Raw genomic sequence first — 15,823 nt, 5'->3', positions numbered from 1 at the left:
CACTTAAGGCAAGGGTGCAGGTCGAGTGGACGGCGCGGCTGCTGCCGGCCCCTGGAGCCGGCCCGGCTGGCCGGCTTGAGCCTGTTCGCGGTGCTGGGTCGCGGGCGGCGGGTACATCTCCTTGAGCGACGGCCAGCCGAAACGATCGGGGCTGCCGAGGCTGTCGGGGTCGACATCCTGGCGCTGCCACCAGCCGCCCCCCAGGGCCTGGAACAGCGCCGTGGTGTCGCTGTAGCGGGCGGCCTGGGCCCGCACCCGGCTGACAATCGCGTTCTGGTAGGTCTGCTGCGCGGTCAGCAGGTTCAGGTAGCCCACCGCGCCCAGGCGGTACTGGGCCTGGGCCAGGTCCAGGCTCTGGCGCGCGGCGGTCTCGGCCAGCACTTGCTGTTGCAGGGCCTCGGCGTCGGCCTGCAGGGCACGCAGGGCATTGGCTACGTCCTGGAAGGCGGTGATCACCGTGCCGCGATAGCGCGCTGCGGCCTGCTCATAGGCGGCCACCGCGGCGCGCTTGCGATGCTCCAGGGCGCCGGCGTCGAACAGCGGCTGGGCGATGGAGCCGGCCAGGCTCCAGACCCCGGTGCCGGAGGAAAACAGTTTGGTGCCCGCCAGCGCCGTGGAGCCCAGGGAACCGGTAATGCTGAACTGCGGCAACTGGTTGGCGATGGCCACGCCGATATCGGCGCTGGCCTGATGCAACTGGGCCTCGGCGGAACGCACGTCGGGCCGCTGCTCGACGATGGCCGAAGGCAGGCTCAGGGGCAGTTCCTCGGGCAGGTGCAGGGAGGCCAGCTGGAAGTGTTCGCCACGGTCCTGGCTGGGGAAGCGACCCAGGTAGGCCTGCAACTGGTTGCGGGTCTGGGCCTGCTGTTTCTGCAAGGGCGGCAGGGTGGCGCGGGTCTGGGCCAGGGTCGCTTGCTGGGTCAGCAGATCGCTGTCGCCGATGGCACCCAGTCGACGCTGGGCCTGCAGCAGGTCGAGCTGGTCGCTCTGCAGGCGAATCACGGTTTCGGTGGCGGCGATCTGGTCACGGATCGAGGCCAGGCTGATGGCGGTGTTCACCAGGTTGGCGGTGAGGGTCAGGTAGGTCGCCTCCAGCTGGTAGCGCTGGTAGTCGGCCTGGGCACCGCTGGCCTCGATCTGCCGGCGGGTGCCGCCAAACACGTCGGGGGCGTAGGACACACTCAGGGACGCCGAGTTGACCGTGAAGATCTGCGCCGCAGAGCCCCCGGCCGCTGCCGCACCGCCGCTGGAGCCCAGGGCGCTGGCGGCGGACACCTTCTCGCGGGTTTTCGAGGCCGAGGCGCTGAGGGAGGGAAACAGCGACGCCTGTTCGGCGTACAGCAGTTCATTGGCCTGGCGCAGCGCGGCCTGGGCGGCGTCGATATCCGGGTTGGCCTGCAGCGCTTCCTGCACCAGGGCATCGAGTTGCGGCGAGCGGAACAGCGTCCACCACTGCCCGGGAATGTCCATGCCGTTCACCAGTCGCTGCGCCGCGCCACCGGCGGCGACCCCCGCCGTGACGGTGCCGGGCGGCAGGGGCGTGGCGCTGTAGCCGGCGTCCCGGCTCAGTTCCGGGCGGCTGAAATCCGGCCCCACGGCGCAGCTGGCGAGGGCTGCGATGCAGATCAGGTTCAGGGACGAGCGGGCAAGCAACAGAAGAGACAGGTGCCCAGAGGATTTTCGACCGGTACCTTCGTCCCTGTGAGGACGCCGGCCGCCAGTGGCTACAGGCAGCAGCTGTGGCTTGTTCATATTCTCTCTAATTGAGCAATCAGTGAGTGAGTTCAACAGGAATATGGAGAGCGGCGCGACGGCAGGGCAGGCGCCCCCCTCAAGCGCTGGGCTGCGTGAGGTGTAGTGAACGTTAATGGATGAGTCGGCTAACCGCCAATAGATGAAATCTTGTGCCGGAAGGTGATCGGTGGGGCTTGGGCTATCCCATTTGCCGCGGGGAGCGGCAAATGGGTATTGCGTGCTGGAGCAGGTGTCTGGGTCAAGCTACCAGTGATCGAACAGCTGTTTGACCTGCATCGGTGCAGTACAGCGCAGCAGGGCCTGGCGAAACCGCGGGTTGGTAAACAGCCGGGCGGTGTCGGCCAGCAGGTCCAGGTGCTGCTGATCGGCGGGAGCGGGCACCAGCAGCACCAGGATATCGCTGACCGGCTGCTGGTCCGGGGCGGCAAAGGCCATGGCGGTCTGCGGCCGCAGGTACAGCGCATGAATGCGATCGAGCTCGGCGAGTCGCGCGTGGGGCACCGCGACCCCTTCACCGATGGCGGTACTGGCGGCCAGCTCCCGGCGCCACAGGCTGGCGGCCACCCAATCCGCCGGCAGTTGCCGGGTCTCTTGCAGGTGCTGGCCGACCTGCTCGAACAGGCGCTGCTTGTTCGTGACATTGACCGCCAGGAGGATGTCTTCGACCTGCAGATAGCGGGCGACTTTGCTCATGGGCTTCTCCGGGAGCTTCAGGCTTGGCTTGCAGGCTATTGAAGCGCATTTGCCAGGTGCCGGGAGGGGCGGGCGGGCAGACTTTACGAACTCTTTAGATCGCCAGCCGCCGGCCCGCTGCCGCCAGGCGCCTGTTGCCCAGCGCCTCGAAGTCTGGCTCGACAGCGGTATCCGCAGCGGGCAGGAGGTGATCAAGTCCCTGGCGCTGGCCCTGTGTGGGCACACCGATGTGCAGCCGCCGCGGCCAACCTCTCATAGGGCCTCCAGGAAAGCCTTCAGTGCCTTCAGTTCGGTCCGGTCCAGCTCCAATACCTTCAATTGCGCCGACGTCACGGGAAACAGCGGGTCTTGCAGCTGCCCCTCCTTGGGTACGGGCCTGGGCATGCCTGCGTTGTAGAACAACAGCACCTGATCGAGGCTGCTGGCCAGCCCGTTGTGAAACCAGGGGCCGGTATGGCTCACCAGCCGCAGTGAAGGTGTGCGCATGCGCCCGACATCCTGCGCCAGCCCGGTGACTTCATAGCGCCCGAGGTCTTCGCGCAGGCGCCCATAGAAGGTCAGGCCTGCATTGTGGAAGCGGTCGTCCTGCATCCCCGGGCCGAAGTGGCAGTTCATGCAGCGTGCCTTGGTGCGAAACAGGTGCAGCCCCTGCAATTGCTGGTCGCTGAGCGCCTTCGCCTGCCCCCGTAGAAAACGCTCGAAGGGGGTGCGTTGGGCAACCCGCAGCAGGCCACGCTGATAAGTCGCCAATGCCGCCGCCACCTGCTCGGCACCCAGCGCCTGTCCGGGAAATACCTGGGCGAACTGTGCCGGGTAGTCCTTGGTGTCACGCAGCCGGGCCACCAGTTGCGCGACACTGAAGGCCATCTCCTTGGGGTCGACGACCGGCATCAGGGCCTGCATCTCCAGGCTGTCGGCGCGCCCGTCCCAGAACAGCTTCTTGGCCAGGCCGCTGGCCACCAGGCTCGGTGCATTGCGCCGGCCCGCGGCACGGTCATGCCCGAACGAAACCCGACGCCCATCGGCGAACCCCAGGTCCGGTTCATGGCAGGAGGCGCAGGCAATCTGCCCCGAACGCGACAGGCGCGGGTCGAAGAACAGCCGGCGGCCCAGATCGGCCTTCTGCTGCGTGTAGGGGTTGTACGCCGGAGACGGCGCCCGCTCGGGCAAGGGGCCCAACTCTTGCCAGGCCACGCCGGCATCCACCTGCGGCGCCGGCCACTGCGCGGGGGGGCGGCTGTACAACTCGCGCAGGCAAGACGGTTCGCTCGTGGCGCAGGCCAGCACGTGCTGCGGGCCAATTACCAGCACCATGCCGAGCATGACCTGCAGGCTCTTCAGGGACCGGCGCATTTCAGAACGCGTATCCGACTTCGAGCCAGTACTGGCGGCCCACCTCATAGGTCGAGACCGAGTTGCTGTTGACCGTCTGGTTGGCATTGACCGACTTCTTGTCGAGCACGTTGAACACGTCGACATTGATGAACACGTTCTGGTCCCTGGCGGTGGGAATACGCCAGCCCAGGCGCGTGTCCCAGGTCAGCGCCGCCTGGAATTTCTGTTCCTCCCAGACATCCACCGAGGTGCCCATGTAGTCCACATTGCGCCCCGTGTCGCCAATGCGCTTGTAGCCGGCGCGGTAGCGCCAGAAGTTGCTCCACTGCAGATTGGCCTGGGGGATCTCGGTGATGGTCGTCAGGCGGGCCGTCCAGGGCCGGTTGAAGTTGCTGGCCGGGCGGTCGTCATAATTGATGAAGCTGCCCTGGTACTGGATGACGCTGTTCTGGTAGTACAGGTTCTCGGCGGCGACGTAGGTCGGTGCGGAGGCCTTGCTGTCGGTCCAGTTGAGCGCCAGTTGCCCGCCGGTCTGGGTGCCCAGCAGTGTCCAGCGCTGCAACGGTGTCACCGTCAGGGTGTAGGTGTCGGTCTCGCTCTTGCCGTCGTTGGTGTAGGTGGTGTAGTTGCTCGCCAGCGTCGGGTCCGTGGAGGGCTCGCCCAAGGTCTTGCCGGACACCTGAACCACCTGGTCGCGCCCCTTGCGATTGACATACTTGAGGGCATATTCGACCCCGGCCCATTGCTGCACCACGCCCAGCATCAGCTCGTCGTCGTAGGGGATGTCCAGCTGATTGAAGCGCACCTGGTTGGCCGCGTTGGATTTGACCACCCAGGGTTTGTCCAGGCTGTCGCGGGTTTCGTTGAAGCGCAGGCGGTTGCGCCCGTCCTGCAGTTGCCAGCTGCTGACGCTGCGCCCGTAGTAACGGTTGACGCCGGCATTGAGCAAGGTGGTGCGGTCACCGAACAGGTCATATTCCAGGGAGAAGCGCGGCGCCCAGGTGGTCTTGTCCATGTAGTCGTCGCTGTCCACGCGCACGCCCGGGCGCAAGGTCAGTTGGCCGAGGGTGATCTCGTCCTGCAGCCAGCTGCCCCAGGAGGTGGTGGTGAAGTCGAATTCGCCAGTGGCATAGCGGGTACGGCTTTTCATGTACTGGCCCGCCCAGCCGTTCAGGGTCTGGCCGATGTTGCAGGCGACGCTGTCGGTAACCCCGGCGCCGTTGGTGCAGGTAGTGGTGGCCGCGGGGGTGACATAGGTGCTGCTGTCGGTCAGGCGCTCGTAGCGCACGTACTGGCGGGAGAACTCCAGGCCGGTCTGCGGGCGGTGAGTCATGCCCAGCCAGTCGACGCTGCGCCAGTCGGCATTGAGCTTGTACTGCCAGGTACGTTGCTGCTGCTCGATATCACCCCAACCGCCTTCAAGGGTATTGGAGGTGGCCTTGTTGCCGATGCCCCAGTCCTTGGTGGCCGACTTGCGCCAGGTCCAGTAGTCGGCGGAGTCCGATTGGCGGCTCTGTTCCTGGCCGCTCCACGCCAGGTTCTGTTCGACGCGCGCCAGGTCGCCATCCCAGACGGTGCGCAGGTTCACTTGGGTGCCACCGGCCTTGTTGTCATAACCCGAGTTGGCCACGTTGGCACGGAAGTAGTGACTCTCCTCGGGGGCATGGGTCACGCTGGTCTCAACAGTGAGTTGATCGCTGGCTTTCCATACCGACTTGAGGAAGTAGTTGTCGATGCGCCGTTGCTGCTTCTCCTCGTGAAAGCCCATCTCCTCGACATTGTTGTAGGAGTAGAAACCCAGGGGGATGGTCGAGCGCTTCTGGCTGAAGCTGCCAAGCAGGCCGAAATTGTCGGTCAGGTGGCCCTGCAGCGTGCCACGAACGGTGACCTTGTCGAACTTGGGCTGCTCGTCGGGAGAGCCCGAGTTTTCCATGCGTTGTTCTTCGCTTTCGTCGACGTGATATTGGGTCCAGGCGGAGCGGGTGGTCTGCACCGAGAATTTGCCGTGCAGCGCCTGGGTCGGTGCACGGGTCTGTGCATCGATGACGCCACCGTTGAAGCCGCCATAGGCCGCTGGCACGTTGCTGTCCAAGACCGTGATGTTCTCCAGCAGGTCGGTGTCCAGTGCCAGGCCCTGGCTGCGCCCCGGCACCGCGTCCAGCAATTGCACCCGGTATTCGGCCGGATCGATGTCATTGTTCATGTTGATGCCATCGACCAGGAAGGCATTCTGGTAGAACTGCGCCCCGTTGATGCTGATGTTGGCCGGGCCGATTTCGCCAGGGGTCTTGCTGCTCAGCTGAGCGTCGTCGAACTGCACGTTGGGATGGCTGCGCAACAGGCTGGTGATGTCGCCATTGCCCGCCGGCATTGCTTCGATCGTCGCGCGGTCCACTCGGGTTTCACCCTGGGGCAGCGACAACTCGCCAGGCACCTTGGTATTGCCCAGGCGGACCGGGTCGGTACGCGGGCGAGTCGCCCGTTGCACCATCAGCGCGTCGTCACCGATGTAGATCCACTCCAGCTGGCTGCCCTTGAGCAGTTTCGCCAGCGCCTGCTCGGTGCTCAGTTCGCCCTGCACCGCCGGAGCGTTCAGGTTGAGCAGCAGTTGGCTCTCGACGCTGATCTGCAGGCCGGTCTGCTGTGCCAGCGCCATCAGCGCCGTGCTTAACGGCTGGCGTGCGATGTCGATGCTATGCCGTGTCCGATGGTCACTGGCCAAGGCCGGCAGGGACACCGCCAGCCCCACTGACAGCCACAACAGCCGCGCACTGCGTCGGCAACCCTGTAGTCCCTGTTGGGGGAAAATGGACATGCTCTGGTGAACTCCCCGTTCAGTGCGAACAATACGCACATGCTAGTGAGAATAATTATGATTAACTCAGCGGGGCAATAAACGAACGGCGATCGAGAACTTCCAGAAAATTTTGAAATTTATTGTTTTGCCGGCACTTGCGGCTCTTTGCGGATCAGCGTGAGGTAGGGGCCCCATTGCCGCAGATGCCCACCCAACGGAGCGATCGCCAGTTGCAGCGCGCTGACTGGCGAGCGCAGGTTCAGCGAAGCGGTGATGCGCCGCTCGCCCAGAGCAGGGTCCGTCAATAGCAGTACACCGGGGTAATAGTCCTGCAGCGCTTCAACCACTTCGGAGAGTGGCCGGTCATTGACCAGCAACTGCCACTGGCGCCAGGGGGCAACCTGGCCAGGCAATCGCCGACCGCGCTGCGGCGGGCCCTGGTCCAGGCCAAGGCGAAGGCTATCGCCCGGGCCCAGGGCCGGCACCGCGAGTTCGCCGCGCCCATCGCGAACCTGGACAGCGCCGCTCTGTACGGCTACCACCACGGCGGTGCGGCTGAGGTCCACGTCGAACGCGGTCCCTATGACCCTGACCTTGACGTCCGCAGCCTGCACCGTGAACGGGCGCGAGGCATCGTGGCTGACCTCGAAGAACGCCTGCCCCCTGAGCAGGGTGACCGCCCGCGTACCCGGTTCGAAGTCCACTCGAATAGCGCTGTCGCTGCCCAGTTCAATACGGCTGCCGTCACTCAAGAGCACTTGTCGGTGCTCGCCGGCTGGGCTGGTATGGGCGGTCGGTGGTGTCGGCCCGGCCAGCAACAGCAGGCAGGCCGCCAGTGCAAGCGCCTTCAGTGCCCGCCGCGGCCTGTTGCGCCGAGCCCGGAGCGGGGTGGGCAAAGGCTGGGGCACGAGTGGTTCCAGCGGCGCCAGGCCGCCACTGAGCAACCAGACTTTCTCGGCCTTGCGCCAGGCGACAGCATGGCGCTCGTCAGCGGCCAGCCAGCGCGCATGGGCCTGTTGCAGCAAGGCGTCATCCGGCGCCGCGTGGCATTGCAGCAGCCAATCCATCGCCGCCTGCCACACGGGGTCGTCCTTCAGTGAACCGGATACAGGTTGAGGCAAGGGGGTATCAGTCATCGGCCAGGTGCTCCGCACAGTGGGTCAGTGCGTCACGCACCAGCTGGTGCGCCAAGCTGGAGGAGATCTTCAGCTCAGCGGCAATTTCCTGGAAGGTCAGGTGTTGCAGGCGGTGCATGTGGAAGGCCCGGCGCGTGCGCTCCGGCAGCAGTGCCAGCGCATCTTGCAGCAGGCGCAACTGGTCGCTGTGCAGCGCCTGATGCTCCGGTGATGGCGTACTCGAGGGCAGCTCGTTCAGCAGATCGGCGCCATCGGGATGACGATTTTCCAGGGTCGAGCGCCGCAGCAGGTCAAAGGACAGGTTGCGCACGATGCGGTACAGGTAGCCCACCGGGTTGCTCGGCTGGGCGGCGCTATCGGCCTGGCCGCAGAAGCGCAGCCAGGCCTCCTGGACCACTTCTTCGGCTTGAGCCCGACAACCGACAATGGGCGCCGAATAGTCGACCAGCGCGGTACGGTGGGAAAGGTAGAGCTCGAGTTTATCGCTGAGATAAGACACGGCGGCGATCATTCAAGGCGGGATCAGACCAGGGGGCGGAATTCTATCCGCAACTGCAAATGATTATCAACAACACTGATTACACACTGACAAGCACCGTCGCCTGCGGCAGCAATGTGGTCAGCTGGTTATTGATACCGTTGGATAGAACCGGGAAACAGCAGGAGTGGACGTTTCAGAAGTGATGCGTCGAGGGTCGGTGACGTTTGACCGCAGCAGGTGGTAGATCTCGCCTTAAGTTGCATGAATGCGCTTTGCTTGGGAGCTACATCATCGTGCTCTTGCTGAAGCTGTTTAACCCAGCGCCGTAGCGCAGATTCGACAACTCCACGTAGAACGATTGGACTCGACGTGACTAAAGCCCTGGTCAAGCACGAGGCCTGCGGCCTCGCGTTTGAACTCAGCGGAACACGAACGACTCTGCTCGGTCATCAGGCACTTCTATCTGGCGAGCATTCTCGTCTGAATGGATGTCCTGCTTGATCAGACCGTTAAGGGAGGCTACATCGGACGGTCATATTAGAACGCGTACTTAGCCTTAATCGTACCTGCGGCACCTTCGCGCTCGCCTACGTAGCCCTGTAGACCCAGATCAATACTAAGCGCCGCGTCAGACCCCAGTGGGTTCATACTTACACCCACTTCAAATATACCGGTGTTGCCATTGAGCGATGGTTTCTCGATTGAAAGATCATAGGCACTGCCTGAAACATCACCTTTGAACTCATGCTCATAGGCTGCCCCTACATAGGGTTTTATTTTTTGTGTATAGGCATATGTGTAGCGGCTACCCAGCCTGAGGCGGGAACTTTCTGAAGTGTTAAAGCTCAACTTGTCCTTGCCGATATTGACTTTTTCTGCGTCCAGGCGCGTCCAAGTGTAGCGGCTATATACATCGACTGACTGTTTTTCATCAATGTTCAGGACGTAACCTACACCACCATGGGCGCCGTAGTACTTGGACTTTCGGTTGTACTTGCCACGAACTCCTTCAGCGTCCGTCAGGTCATTGCTGTCAAAGCTCATGTCGGCATTACCGGTACGTACCGACCCATCCAAGTACAGACCTTCATGTCCACGCTCAACCGACGAGGGTTTTTTACTCAGAGCAGTCCCGGCAACATCCATGTGGAACAACGCACCACCACCGGTATAGCGCACATTGCCAGTCCCATGGACGGAGCCGTAATCAGAGAAGTGGTTGTAGCTGTCGTAGTTACCGTCGCCGCGTTCAGCAAAGACACCCAGGGTAATAGCGCTTTGGTCTTGAAGCTCAAGGCCTGTAGCCACACCAAAGAGCATGTTGAAACCACGTACATCAACATGAGACCCCGTGTTGTATCGGCTGGAGCCGCCATTGACTACAACAAATGGAGTCAGGTTAATACCCTCTCGCTGGGCTCGTTTAACACTTGAACCAGCAGCACTGATCCCATAGTCACTGATCAGGTCAGCGCCTTGATTGGTGAAGGCAAGGGATGCTGCCCGACCTTCCAAAAAGGCTTTTGAAGTGGGATTGATGCGACCGGCAGGCGTGGAGTCCTGCTTTCCGTCAATGCTCAGCACAAGCGCATCATTGCTGGTCTTGAGGCTTGCATCGTAAATGATGAAGTGGCCCTGTTTAATCTGCTTGGTTGTAAGTGTAGGCGTGCCCTCAGCCTTATCGATAAGCGTCACGATGTCACCTGCATTAAGGCGCGTACCATCGTTTTCCATCGCTACGGTGTGCTGGGTATTGTCGAGCTGGACCTTGTCGGTACCTGTTATACGGATCAAGGTATCGTTGTTGACCACGTCCTTAGGCAAGATCCAATTATAGTTTTCAAAGTTGTAGATACCTGTCAGAGAACCTCTGTAGCCATAAAGGTTTAGAGTGTTACCTGTAAAGGCTCGACTGTTTTGAACAGTTCCGTCACCGTCAACGCTGTAACCACCGTAGACCGAGCCAGCAATCGTCAAGTCAGAACCTTCAAGTGTTACGGTGTTATTGGTTGCATTGCCGCCTGACCCAGGGGCGCCGGCACTTTGAATCAAACCATTAGCATAAGTCCAAATGGTCCCCGCTGCGCCCCCACGGCTGTAGCCGCCGTAGATATCGCCAGAAATGGATGATTTACCTGAGAGGCTGATGATGTTGTTTGAGGTATTAGCGCCGCGTCCTCCGGTTGCGGAGCTGAGGAGGGTGTTGTTAGCGCTGGCACTTCCCCCAGCGCCGCCGGAGCTATATCCGCCAAAAACAGAACCGCCGCCTTGCCCAGGTGCAATAGCTGGGTCGCTAGAAGAACCACCGGCTCCACCGTTAAGGGTGACATTGGTCAGAGTGATAATGTTGTTGGAGGCTTCACCACCGCTTCCGCCGTTAGCGTTACTATTATGGTTGCTACCGTAGGTAGCGTTGGAACTTCCTGCGGCAGCCCCGCTACTGAAACCGCCAACTACAGAGCCGCCTCCCATACCACCTACACCATTTGCCGTGCTAGAAGCGTTTCCTCCATTTCCCCCATCTCCTCCGTTGAGTTTCACATCTGTCAGGTTGATGGTGTTGTAGGAGGCATTGCCGCCGCCGCCGCCGTTAGCGTTGCCGTTGGTGTTGATGTATCCTCCCGCACCTCCTGAGCTAAATCCGCCAACTACAGATCCGCCTCCTAGACCGCCTGCGCCATTACCAGCAAAAGATGAGTCCCCCCCATTCCCCCCCTTTCCTCCGTTGAGTTCGACTTCGGTCAGGTTGATGGTGTTATGAGAAGACTCACCCCCGTTTCCTCCGTTGGCATCGATGTCGGTATTGGGAAATCCAGCTGTCCCCCCAGAACTGAAACTGCCGAAGACAGAGCCGCCTCCCGCGCCTCCCGCGCCTGCGCCACCGGTATAGTCATCAGCTTCTGTACCATTGCCTCCGTCGGTTCCTGTAATGCTTACACTTTCTTTTGTGACAGTGTGACCAGAGACATCATTACCATTGCCACCATTAGTATCATTAGTATCATTGACGCCAGAAGTTCCCTGACTGTAGCCGCCGGCAAAGACGTTATTGCCGTTTGCACCTGCCTCCCCGCCGTCAGCAAATGCGTAGGAAATAAAGATCGAGGTAGAGATAGCTGTGGTGAGACTTGAAAGGCGAAATGTGAAGAGTTTTCTAAATTTTTCCATGGCTGTTCAACTCATTTTTCTCTGGGTTGTAGGTGCTGCTTTTAATTGTTAAGTTGTATGGTGTATGCGCTTTAATATTGTTGATCTTCGAGTTCTCTAGTTGGCATTATTGATATTCTCGTATGGTGTAGTTGTTAATATAGTGTTCTTGATTTGTTGCTGTTAGTTTGTTTTGCGTAGGCGAAAATACTGTTTTTTGTATGGGGATATAAGCTTTGGCTAATTGAATATTTTGTGCGGAAAAACTATCAGGAAGGATCTTGGAAAAAAACAAGAATATTCTTAAAGTACGTGATTAGGGTTGGGCAGCCGTTTTTTTTGATTAGAAAAAGCTTCGGAGGTTTGTAGGGTAGGGCGCTAAATTAGTTGGGATAAAGGCCTAGAAACTTGCTGGCAGATTTCTGTGTTTTAGGGGGGGTAATCCGCGCGCGAATTAAGTATTTTTCGTGCTGAGTGGGTGCCGCGCTGTTATTGAACTGGTATGGCCGAATTCAGCTATATTCATCCATCAGGCAACGGGTGGTGTCTCACAAGGTATTCTCGGTTTCCTGTGGTCTGCGGTTAGTATTAACTTGGTTTTAAACTTCGGGCACTCGCTCTGAAGTTGGAGGGCGGGTTGGTTTAGCGGCGTGAGGGTAGACTTGCTATACGGAGAAATTTTTTAGGGATGGCTCTGGTCGAGATGAACATCACACGCTTTTCGATATGTCGAGAAGGTCAAAGTGATCAACTGTCGAACTGTGTGTTCTCGAAAACTTCAGCCTCTACGGCGCTCCTGTGGCACCGTAGAGACTGCATCGGACGGTCGTATTAGAACGCGTACTTAGCCTTAATCGTACCTGCGGCACCTTCGCGCTCGCCTACGTAGCCCTGTAGACCCAGATCAATACTAAGCGCCGCGTCAGACCCCAGTGGGTTCATACTTACACCCACTTCAAATATACCGGTGTTGCCATTGAGCGATGGTTTCTCGATTGAAAGATCATAGGCACTGCCTGAAACATCACCTTTGAACTCATGCTCATAGGCTGCCCCTACATAGGGTTTTATTTTTTGTGTATAGGCATATGTGTAGCGGCTACCCAGCCTGAGGCGGGAACTTTCTGAAGTGTTAAAGCTCAACTTGTCCTTGCCGATATTGACTTTTTCTGCGTCCAGGCGCGTCCAAGTGTAGCGGCTATATACATCGACTGACTGTTTTTCATCAATGTTCAGGACGTAACCTACACCACCATGGGCGCCGTAGTACTTGGACTTTCGGTTGTACTTGCCACGAACTCCTTCAGCGTCCGTCAGGTCATTGCTGTCAAAGCTCATGTCGGCATTACCGGTACGTACCGACCCATCCAAGTACAGACCTTCATGTCCACGCTCAACCGACGAGGGTTTTTTACTCAGAGCAGTCCCGGCAACATCCATGTGGAACAACGCACCACCACCGGTATAGCGCACATTGCCAGTCCCATGGACGGAGCCGTAATCAGAGAAGTGGTTGTAGCTGTCGTAGTTACCGTCGCCGCGTTCAGCAAAGACACCCAGGGTAATAGCGCTTTGGTCTTGAAGCTCAAGGCCTGTAGCCACACCAAAGAGCAGGTTGAAACCACGTACATCAACATGAGACCCCGTGTTGTATCGGCTGGAGCCGCCATTGACTACAACAAATGGAGTCAGGTTAATACCCTCTCGCTGGGCTCGTTTAACACTTGAACCAGCAGCACTGATCCCATAGTCACTGATCAGGTCAGCGCCTTGATTGGTGAAGGCAAGGGATGCTGCCCGACCTTCCAAAAAGGCTTTTGAAGTGGGATTGATGCGACCGGCAGGCGTGGAGTCCTGCTTTCCGTCAATGCTCAGCACAAGCGCATCATTGCTGGTCTTGAGGCTTGCATCGTAAATGATGAAGTGGCCCTGTTTAATCTGCTTGGTTGTAAGTGTAGGCGTGCCCTCAGCCTTATCGATAAGCGTCACGATGTCACCTGCATTAAGGCGCGTACCATCGTTTTCCATCGCTACGGTGTGCTGGGTATTGTCGAGCTGGACCTTGTCGGTACCTGTTATACGGATCAAGGTATCGTTGTTGACCACGTCCTTAGGCAAGATCCAATTATAGTTTTCAAAGTTGTAGATACCTGTCAGAGAACCTCTGTAGCCATAAAGGTTTAGAGTGTTACCTGTAAAGGCTCGACTGTTTTGAACAGTTCCGTCACCGTCAACGCTGTAACCACCGTAGACCGAGCCAGCAATCGTCAAGTCAGAACCTTCAAGTGTTACGGTATTGTTAGTGGCGTTTCCGCCGAGTGCGCTGAGGGTGTCTGTATCAATGTTTGCCGCGCCACCACGGGTATACCCTCCGTATATGTCGCCAGAAATAGATGAGGTTCCGGAGAGTACTATTGTGTTGTCAGTGACGTTGCCGCTCGCACCACCTTGGTCCCCACCTGCTCCACCTAGACTCGCACCTCCATATATACTGCCGCCATTGAGACCATCCAGGCCGTTACCCCCCATGTAAGAGTCTCCAGCCCCTCCAATCCCTGCTGTCGAACCGATCAGTGTCACATTATTCAATATTAAATGATTTCTAATGACTGATCCTGACGCACCACCTTCGCCGGGTGTAAGATCCATGAAGTCATCAAGGCCCGATGTACCGCCTATGCTAAGCCCACCATAAACGCTACCCCCACCCATGCCACCAACGCCGCCAGAAGCAGAGCTTGCATTTGTTGATCCGCCATCGCCACCTTTTGAGCCTATAAGTGTTACTCCGCTTAAACTCAAATAGTTATTATAAACGGCGCCACCATCACCTCCGTGACCTACTAGTCCTCCGCCGGCGCCGCCTATACTTAAACCACCATAAATACTCCCGCCGCCCATGCCGCCAACACCGCCGCCACCATTCCCACCGTCGCGGGAACCTCCTGTGCCGCCAGCTGCGCCCCCTAAAGAAACCTGATTCAGTGTTATGTGATTGTTATAAACAGAGCCACCGTTGCCTCCTATGCGACTGGTTCCGTTACCACCATTTCCGCCGATACTTAAACCTCCATAGACACTCCCACCGCCCATGCCTCCAACGTCTCCGCCATTTCCTGAACTAAACTTTTCAGCATTAGGTGCTGTTTGGCCGCTCCAGTCATACTGGACATTACTGATAAAAATCTTGTTTTCGTATATGTCTGCACTAGCACCGCCACCAGCACCGCGTACATCAACGCCGCCGTAAATTACATATGGCGCGCTTTGGGGCGTGCTATTGGTATTCCAAGATTCTTGAGTTGTGGCATTCTTGTTGCCGACGGTCACACTATTGTTTGCGGCGCTAGATGGAAAAAGACTGCTTTTCGGGAGTGATGTGTTCCCAGTTGGGTCAGCTTTTAAATCAGAATTATTTCCCAGGTAGATAATCTCCTCAGAAAAAGCAGATGACGCAGGGAAAGCGGTCAAGCTTGCAGAGGCCAGAAAGAAACAAGTCATGCGTATTGCGACACAGAATCGGTTGAGTTGATGGTCTTGCAGATTTCTCTTCATAAACGGCTCATTCTGATGCTTAATTTTTTTGAGATACGTGCTGCCTTTGAGTGTGCGCATGCGAGTTTCATGCGGGCTAACTAACCAAGTATTACTAGGTTGTTAGTCAGAGTCTCTTCAGAGACCTTTGGTTATGGTAGCGCTTACTTTAAAGGCACTTGTATTGCCACTTGATGATGGTCTCTCAGTTGTTCATGCAGTCCGCTAGGGCTGTAGATGTTGGTTTTTAGTCATGTGAGTCGGTTTGATGGAAATAAATTTTATAAAGTCAGCGTGAATGTATATCAGAATTATCTGATGGTTATATGAGAATAATCTGAAATTTTGCATCAATAGCTAGGTGTATGCCCCCTCTGTGCTTGTGCGGCTTGACGCATGCGGCGTTAACCGTTTTCGAGGGAGTTCACATCTTTTCGCCGCGCCTTCTCTCGATGCTGTTGACTCCAGAGTAGTAAGCTAATACGGCCTTGAGCGATCCAGCTTCTTTGTTTTTGTCCCCTCCCAGTTCAGGTTTTAACCTTTGGTGGGAGCGTTGTTTGCAGAAGTATCATGATTATCTAGTTCGTGTTCTATCTCGTATGCCGAGTAGAGGGGCGGCAGAAATGACATGGTTGCGATCGCAGAGCTGGGCCTTTCTTAGGGGGGCTGGGCGGAGTCAATGGGATTTAAGAGCCATTGTTTAAGTGGAGTCCTGATTCTTCATGAAGCCCCTGCAGTTAAGAGATGGCTAGGTTCTGTACGAAAAGTAATGTCATGACCTCCGCATGACACAAGCCAGTGAGGCCATCGCGGCTTAGCTTTTCGCGAGCTGGTCGAAGCGCGTAACAATGCGGCGGTTTTCCTTCGGCCGCCTGAACATGGGCTCAATGATGTTGCGCAGCCGGTATTTGGGGCGATCAAACAACCTTGCTCATCGACCTGCAG

General features: G+C 58.2%; 8 protein-coding genes and 2 pseudogenes. All 10 read right to left on the bottom strand.

Annotated features, from left to right (window positions below):
* Positions 1 to 3: 3 nt before the first annotated feature.
* On the bottom strand, positions 4 to 1,752 hold the full coding sequence (locus AC1RMG_RS19060; protein ID WP_493169936.1) for an efflux transporter outer membrane subunit: 1,749 nt from the start codon (positions 1,750 to 1,752) through the stop codon (positions 4 to 6).
* Positions 1,753 to 1,998: 246 nt separating this feature from the next.
* A complete protein-coding gene (locus AC1RMG_RS19055; RefSeq protein WP_015636047.1) occupies positions 1,999 to 2,448 on the bottom strand; it encodes a PTS sugar transporter subunit IIA in 450 nt (149 codons plus the stop codon).
* A gap of 252 nt (positions 2,449 to 2,700) precedes the next feature.
* Entirely contained in the window at positions 2,701 to 3,801 is a 1,101-nt protein-coding gene (locus AC1RMG_RS19050) for a cytochrome-c peroxidase (protein ID WP_123397344.1), read from the bottom strand.
* A 1-nt stretch (position 3,802) separates the two neighbouring features.
* The gene (locus AC1RMG_RS19045) at positions 3,803 to 6,598 is read right to left on the bottom strand and encodes a TonB-dependent receptor plug domain-containing protein (RefSeq protein ID WP_493169934.1); all 2,796 of its coding nucleotides are present in this window, start codon (positions 6,596 to 6,598) and stop codon (positions 3,803 to 3,805) included.
* 119 nt (positions 6,599 to 6,717) lie between these two features.
* Entirely contained in the window at positions 6,718 to 7,716 is a 999-nt protein-coding gene (locus tag AC1RMG_RS19040; protein ID WP_493169932.1) for a FecR family protein, read from the bottom strand.
* Complete coding sequence (locus AC1RMG_RS19035) at positions 7,709 to 8,227, bottom strand: sigma-70 family RNA polymerase sigma factor (protein WP_011061887.1); 519 nt, start codon at positions 8,225 to 8,227, stop codon at positions 7,709 to 7,711. The genes AC1RMG_RS19040 and AC1RMG_RS19035 overlap by 8 nt, the downstream gene beginning before the upstream one ends.
* A gap of 236 nt (positions 8,228 to 8,463) precedes the next feature.
* A pseudogene (locus AC1RMG_RS19030) lies at positions 8,464 to 8,647 on the bottom strand (transposase); the annotation flags it as partial.
* Positions 8,648 to 8,734: 87 nt separating this feature from the next.
* Entirely contained in the window at positions 8,735 to 11,365 is a 2,631-nt protein-coding gene (locus AC1RMG_RS19025) for an autotransporter domain-containing protein (protein WP_493169930.1), read from the bottom strand.
* An 810-nt stretch (positions 11,366 to 12,175) separates the two neighbouring features.
* A complete protein-coding gene (locus tag AC1RMG_RS19020; RefSeq protein WP_493169928.1) occupies positions 12,176 to 14,959 on the bottom strand; it encodes an autotransporter outer membrane beta-barrel domain-containing protein in 2,784 nt (927 codons plus the stop codon).
* Positions 14,960 to 15,650: 691 nt separating this feature from the next.
* Positions 15,651 to 15,806: pseudogene (locus tag AC1RMG_RS19015) on the bottom strand (IS5/IS1182 family transposase); the annotation flags it as partial.
* Positions 15,807 to 15,823 lie beyond the last annotated feature (17 nt).

The organism is Pseudomonas sp. GW822-FHT04H02, from assembly GCF_058800645.1.
This window is presented reverse-complemented; position numbering and strand designations above follow the sequence as displayed.